Consider the following 6587-nt stretch of genomic DNA (forward strand, 5'->3'; position numbering starts at 1 on the left):
CCTGCATAACAAACTCCCTGGGGGCAGGAGGTGCCTGGTCTGGAGGGGGTAGTGCCTGGAGGGGGGGGAGTGCCTGGCGACCGGGTCGCGCTTTCGGGCGCCGGAGGCATGCTCGTGCCGCCAGGTGTCGTCCCGGCGGTCCGCAGGTAACAGAGTGAAGACATGGGCATGTCACATCAAGGGGTCGGGGTGACTCCTCTCCGCCAACACCTCGCAGCGCAGGCGCAGTTGTCGCACGATGCCCCGGAATGGACCCATGACGGCCGATCTCCTCGCCACCGACACCCTTCTCCCCGTGACCCCGGTACTGGGCGCGGTGCTCGGCGTACTGCTGCTCGCCGCCGCGACGGTCGCACTCGTCGCCGGACTCACCCAGGACAACGGCGAGGGCTACGGCCGGGCGATCGTCACCGCCGGGCTGCGCGCGGTGGTGCAACTCGGCGCCGTCTCGCTGGTCATCGGCTGGGTGGTCGGCGCCCTGCCCACCCTGCTGGGCTTTGTCCTGCTGATGTACTCCGTCGCCGTGCTCACCGCCGCCCGCCGGATCACCCGGGACCGCTGCGGCTACTGGGTGGCCTGCTCGATCGGCGCCGGAGTGCTGCCCGTCCTGCTGCTGCTCGTCGCGACGGGACTGGTTCCGCTGCGCGGCATCGCGCTCATCCCCGTCGCCGGCATCCTCATCGGCGGTGCGCTCACCGCGACCGTGCTGGCCGGTCGGCGCGCGCTGGAGGAGCTGGCCGTGCGGTGGGGTGAGGTCGAGGCGGGGCTGGCGCTCGGGCTGCCGCCCAGGGAGGCGGTGCTTGAGGTCGCCAGACCGGCGGCGGGCGGCGCACTGCTGCCGGGCATCGACCAGACGCGGACCGTGGGATTGGTCACCCTGCCCGGCGCCTTCGTCGGCATGCTGCTGGGCGGCGCCTCACCGCTGATGGCGGGTGCCGTGCAGCTCTTTGTGCTGGTCGCGCTGATGTTCGTGCAGGCGGTCGCGGTGTCCGTCACCCTCGAACTGATCGCCCGCGACAGGCTGCACCGGGACGGCCGACGGGCGCGCTGAGCACGCCGGGGCCGGGCCGACCGGTGAGGGCTGTCGTAGGCTGGTGGACATCTGAAGGGGAGTAGCTCCTCGCCGGACCGTCGACATACTGGGCGGCTCACCGCCCCGGCGCCCGGAGCGCACCACGCGTGGTGCGCCAGCGAGACCTTCGGCCGCAGTGTCCCAGACGCTGCCGTGCCGAGGTGTTCGCTTCTCCAGCGGGTCCGCTCGGCGCGGCCCGAACGATGAGGATCGTCCAACCGTGTTCAGCCTCGCCGCCGCCGGCGTCACCTTCGGCGTCGTCTTCCTCGCCGAACTGCCCGACAAGACCGCGCTCGCCGGTCTGGTGCTCGGCACCCGCTACCGCGCCTCGTACGTCTTCGCGGGCGTCGCCGCCGCCTTTGTCGTCCACGTCGCGCTCGCCGTCGCCGCCGGCAGCCTGCTGGGACTGCTGCCGCAGCGGCTGCTCGCGGTCATCGTCGGCGTGCTCTTCCTGACCGGCGCGTTCCTGCTGCTCCGCCACGAGGACGAGGACGGCGGCGAGGTCCGCAAGCCCGCCGACCAGTCGTTCTGGAAGGTCGCGGCGAGCGGCTTCATGCTGATCCTCGTCGCCGAGTTCGGCGACCTCACGCAGATCATGACCGCCAACCTCGCCGCCCGCTACGACGACCCGCTGGCGGTCGCGCTCGGCGCGGTGACCGCGCTGTGGGCGGTCGCGGCCATCGGCATCCTCGGCGGCCGCGCGCTGATGAAGCGGGTGCCGCTGGGGGTCATCTCGAAGATCGCCGCCGGTGTGATGACCCTGCTGGGCCTGTGGAGCCTCTTCGAGGCCGTAGCCGGCTGAGCCGCGCAGTCGACGGGAGCGGCCCCTGGCCCGCCCGGGGTGGGCGGGCCAGGGGCCGCGTGAAACACGGGTGCTATCGGGCGTCGCCGGCCGGGGTTCTGCCGGCCTCGCCGGCCGGCACCGGGTCCGTCGCCCCGGCCCGCGCGGCGACCGCCGCCGGGTCCGCCGCCTCCGCCGGGTCCGTCGCCTGAACCGACGCCAGCCGGTCCGCACGGGAGGCCGGGCCGTGGCGCAGCCACAGTTCCGCCAGCGCGAAGCCGGCCACCACGACCACCGCGCCGCCGGCCGCGTCCAGCAGGTAGTGGTTGGCGGTGCCCATGACCACCACGGTCGTCAGGAGCGGGTACAGCGCGCCGAGTGCCTTCCCCCACAGCCGGGGACTGAGCCGGATGATCACCAGCCCCGCCCACAGCGACCAGCCGACGTGCAGCGACGGCATCGCCGCGTACTGGTTCGAGATGCCCGTCAGGATGCCGAAGTTCGGGTCGTCGAAGTCCTGCGGGCCGTTGATGGTGTCGTAGTAGTCCATGCCCGGCATCAGTCGCGGCGGCGCCAGCGGGTAGAGCAGGAAGCCGACCAGGCCGAGCAGCGTCGTGTAGCACAGGGCGTTGCGGGCCCAGCGGTAGTCGGCCGGGCGGCGCAGGTAGAGCCAGGCGAGCAGGGCCACGGGGATGAGGAAGTGGAACGCCCCGTAGTAGAAGTTCATGGACGTCTCCAACCAGCCCGTGTCGTGCACGTACTTGTTGATGCGCAGCTCGACGTCCAGGCGCAGGGCGCGTTCGATGGCGAGGATCTGGTGGCCGTGGCCCTCGGCGATCTCACGGCCGTCCGGGGCCAGGGAGCGTATGTAGGAGTAGGCGAAGTAGCCGACGCGTATGAGCAGCAGCTCCAGCATCAGGTGCGGGCGGCTGAACGGGCCCGACGGCTCGGGGCGGTCCCACAGCGGGGAGGCCGTCGAGACGAACGGCAGCGCCACGGCGGCCGTCAGCGCCACCAGCAGTGGCGCGTTCTCGCCCAGCGGCGCCAGCCAGGCGATCTTCGGCACCAGCGCCTCGGCGCTCAGGCTCGTGACCAGCACCACCAGGACCGGCCAGACAAGGCGATCGCCGCGACGCCGTCCGAAGCGGCCGACCGCGGCGAGGAGAACCCACAGCTGGAGGTGCTGCCAGGCCGCCGGGGTGACGGCCATGACCGCACAGCCGGCTATCGCGGCGGCGAGCAGCGGCTGCCCGTCGCGCGCGTAGTGGGCCGCGCGGCGCAGGCCGAGCACCGCGACGGCCGCGGCCAGCGCCGCGAACAGGATGATCTCGACGGTGCCGGAGAGCCCGAGGCGCAGCAGCAGGCCGTGCAGCGACTGGTTGCCCACGTCGTCCGCCGCGCCGCCGAGCCCGGTACCGGCGAAGTGGCCGAACCAGTAGTCGGCGGACGCGGCCGGCAGCGCGGCCCACGCCACCAGCGTGCCCAGGCCGAACGTGCCGACGGCGCCGACGGCCTGCCGGCGGCGGCCCAGCAGCCACAGCAGCGGCGCGAACAGCAGCAGCGTGGGCTGCAGGGCGGCGGCGAAGCCGATCAGCAGACCGGGCAGCGGCACGTTCGGCACCAGGTCCCGCCACGGTGACCGCCCGCCGTACACAAACGCGGCCACCACCAGCACGATCGGCAGCAGCCCCGGCCCGCCGGTGTCGAACACGGCCCGTACCGGAACCGCCAGCAGCAGCACCGAGGCGACGAGCGGCAGCATCACCGACCTGGTTTGCCGGGATACCCGCCCGGGCAGGGCATGTACGACAAGAAGGGACAGCACGCCCACGAGCGCGAGCAGACCGAGGGCCCACGTCGCGCCCAGCATCGGCTCCGGCAGCATGCTGAACGGCCTCAGCAGGGCCGCCGTGAGCGGTGTGCCGGTGAACGTCCCGCCGTCGTAGACGGTGTCCGGGCTGCTGAGCGGCCCGTTGCGGGCAAGCCAGCCGCCGAGGTCGGTCAGGCGCTGGTCGGGCGCCTTGCCGAGCACGTCGACGAGCCGGTACACCGCGAGTATCGCGGTCAGCGGCCACAGCAGCGCCAGTGCGACGCGAGTACGCGATTCCCCTCGCACCGCCGCGCTGAGCCGGTTGTCTTCCACAGTCACGTTTCCCCGTGCCCCGTCTAGTAGGTCGCTCGCAGCGCCATCATTCCGGATGTCAGACGCAGGACACCGAGCGGCCACCTGACTGGGTCCAGTATGAGGCGGGAGAGACGGTACGGCACGATGGGCGGCATGAGCATCGTGAAGATCAACGTGCTGGCAGTGCCGGCGGAGCAGCGTGAGGTGCTGGAGAGGCGGTTCGCGTCCCGCGCGGGCGCCGTGGAGGGCTCGGACGGCTTCGAGTGGTTCGAGCTGCTGCGGCCGCTGGAGGGGACGGACCAGTACCTCGTCTACACGCGCTGGCGGGACGAGGAGGCCTTCCAGGCGTGGATGGAGGGCCCGATGAAGGCCGCCCACCAGGGCGGTCAGGCGGGTCAGGCCGGCGGTGCCGGTCACGGCGGGGAGGGGGAGCGGCCGAAGCCGGCGGCGACCGGCTCGACGCTGTGGTCCTTCGAGGTCGTGCAGCAGGCGTCGCCCAAGTAAGGACCGGTCCCGTCACCGATCGGGCCGCGGCGTCTCCTCGTCGCAGCCGCTGAGGTCCGCGCTGATCGTCTGGACGAGTTCGGCGAGGTCCCGCGGTCGGTCGGGGGTCCACCAGTCGCCGAGGAGTTCCGCCATCCTGCGTTCGCGGGCCTCGGCGAGCCGCCGTGCGGCGTCCTCGCCGGTGGCGGTCAGGGAGAGGGTCAGCCCCTCCCTGACCGCCAGACCACGCTCCTCCACCTGGCGTGCGCCCGCGACCATCACCGACCAGTCGATCCGGGCCTGTTCGGCGAGCCGGGACGGCTCGAGCGGGCCCTGCCGCCGCATGCGCAGCAGCAGCCAGGCGGCGGCGGGCTGGAGATCGGTCCCCGCGTCGCGGGCGAGCGCGGCGTACACGTCGCGGCGTCCGGCGCGGCTGCCCAGCACGCTCAGCGCCCGTTCCAACTCCTCCCGGGACGAGCGCTGCACGGGGTTGACCGCCATCACCTCGCCGGTCTCCGGCGCCTGTACGCTGCCGCGCAACGGCTCCTCCCGCAGGAACCAGGCCAGGACGAACGCGGCGATCCCGGCGGGCGCGGCCCACAGGAACACGTCCGTGATCGACTCCGCGTAGGCGTGCAGCGTGGCGGCCTGGTCGGCAGGGTCGAGCTCGGCGACCGCGCGAGGGTCGGCCTGCAGCGACTCGGGGCTGACGCCGGGCGGCAGTTCGTGGCCGGCCAGCGCGTCCCGCAGCCGCGGCCCCAGTCCGCCCGCGAAGATCGCGCCGAAGACGGAGACGCCGATGGCGGCGCCGATGGACCGGAAGAACGTGACGCCGGAGGTGGCGACGCCCAGGTCGGCGTAGTCCACGGCGTTCTGCGCGATGAGCACCAGCACCTGCATCACCAGGCCGAGGCCCAGGCCGAACACCAGGAAGTACACGCTGATCTCGAGGTCGGCGCTGTGCTCGTCGAGGTTGTGCAGGAGCAGCAGCCCGACGGTCATCACGGCCGTACCGAGGATCGGGAACACCTTCCAGCGCCCGGTGCGGCTGACGATCTGCCCGGAGAGCGTGGAGGTGGTCAGGATGCCCAGCACCATCGGCAGCATGTGCACGCCGGAGAGCGTCGGCGAGATGCCGTGCACGACCTGCAGGAACGTCGGCAGATAGGTGAGCGCGCCGAACATCGCGAAGCCGATGATGAACGAGATCACCGAGCAGATCACAAAGCTGCGGATGCGGAAGAGCGCCGGGGGCAGCACCGGTTCCGCCGCCCGCCGCTCCACCGAGACGAACAGTGCCAGCAGCACCACCGCGAGCGCCGAGAGGGTGTAGACCTGCGGGGAGTCCCAGTCCCAGATCGTGCCGCCGAGGGAGGTGACCAGCACGACGCAGGCGGCGACCGAGGCGATGAGGACGGTGCCCGCGTAGTCGATGCGGTGCTTCTCGCGGCGCACCGGGATGTGCAGCACGGCGGCGATCACCGCGAGCGCCAGCGCGCCCAGCGGAAGGTTGACGTAGAAGACCCAGCGCCAGCTCAGATGGTCGACGAAGAGTCCGCCCAGGAGCGGCCCGAGCACACTCGTCACACCGAAGACCGCGCCGAACAGGCCCTGGTAGCGGCCGCGTTCGCGCGGCGAGACCAGGTCGCCGACGATCGCCATGGACAGCACCATCAGCCCGCCGCCGCCAAGACCCTGGAGCGCGCGGAACGCGATCAGCTCCGTCATGGTCTGCGCGATGCCGCAGAGGGCGGAGCCGATCAGGAAGATGACGATCGCGGCCTGGAACAGCTTCTTGCGGCCGTACTGGTCGCCGAGCTTCCCCCACAGCGGGGTCGCGGCCGTCGCCGCCAGCAGGTACGCGGTGACCACCCAGGACAGATGGTCCATGCCGCCCAGCTCGCTGACGATGGTGGGCAGGGCGGTGGCGACGATCGTCTGGTCGAGCGCGGCGAGCAGCATGCCCATCAGGAGCGCGCCCATCGCGAGATAGACGGTGCGCGTCCGGTGGCCGGTCTGCCCGCCCGAGGGTGGCGCCTGGGTCATGTCTCCCATGGTCGGTGCTGGACGCGTCCGCGTCCTGCGGAGCACGCCGGGGGACGCGAGGTGTCGGGGCGGGGCGGAGC

At 72.3% G+C, this 6587-nt stretch carries 5 protein-coding genes; 3 read left to right on the top strand and 2 right to left on the bottom strand.

Annotation, left to right across the window (positions count from 1 at the left end; translation table 11 throughout):
* The first annotated feature begins 256 nt into the window (after window positions 1-256).
* Window positions 257-1051, top strand: coding sequence for an ABC transporter permease (locus FNX44_RS22085; protein ID WP_143650530.1), 795 nt, complete (start codon window positions 257-259; stop codon window positions 1049-1051).
* A 241-nt stretch (window positions 1052-1292) separates the two neighbouring features.
* Window positions 1293-1874 carry a TMEM165/GDT1 family protein gene (locus FNX44_RS22090; RefSeq protein ID WP_143650533.1) on the top strand — a complete coding sequence of 194 codons (582 nt, stop codon included), beginning with the start codon at window positions 1293-1295 and terminating at the stop codon, window positions 1872-1874.
* A gap of 73 nt (window positions 1875-1947) precedes the next feature.
* Here the strand turns inward: FNX44_RS22090 and FNX44_RS22095 are convergent, their stop codons facing one another.
* Complete coding sequence (locus FNX44_RS22095) at window positions 1948-4002, bottom strand: bifunctional glycosyltransferase 87/phosphatase PAP2 family protein (protein WP_143650535.1); 2055 nt, start codon at window positions 4000-4002, stop codon at window positions 1948-1950.
* Between the two features lie 129 nt (window positions 4003-4131).
* Between FNX44_RS22095 and FNX44_RS22100 the strand changes: the two genes are divergently transcribed.
* Complete coding sequence (locus FNX44_RS22100) at window positions 4132-4482, top strand: antibiotic biosynthesis monooxygenase family protein (RefSeq protein ID WP_143650537.1); 351 nt, start codon at window positions 4132-4134, stop codon at window positions 4480-4482.
* A 12-nt stretch (window positions 4483-4494) separates the two neighbouring features.
* On the opposite strand, the gene FNX44_RS22105 is transcribed toward FNX44_RS22100, so the two are convergent.
* Window positions 4495-6516: an MDR family MFS transporter gene (locus FNX44_RS22105; protein WP_143650539.1), complete on the bottom strand. Its 2022-nt coding sequence runs from the start codon at window positions 6514-6516 to the stop codon at window positions 4495-4497.
* Window positions 6517-6587: the final 71 nt, after the last annotated feature.

Source organism: Streptomyces alkaliterrae (assembly GCF_007097205.2).
Taxonomy (GTDB): domain Bacteria; phylum Actinomycetota; class Actinomycetes; order Streptomycetales; family Streptomycetaceae; genus Streptomyces; species Streptomyces alkaliterrae.

Coding starts and splice junctions, on each gene's coding strand:
- FNX44_RS22105 (WP_143650539.1), bottom strand. CDS start 6,516: ATGGGAGACATGACCCAGGCGCCACCCTCGGGCGGGCAGACCGGCCAC.
- FNX44_RS22100 (WP_143650537.1), top strand. CDS start 4,132: ATGAGCATCGTGAAGATCAACGTGCTGGCAGTGCCGGCGGAGCAGCGT.
- FNX44_RS22085 (WP_143650530.1), top strand. CDS start 257: ATGACGGCCGATCTCCTCGCCACCGACACCCTTCTCCCCGTGACCCCG.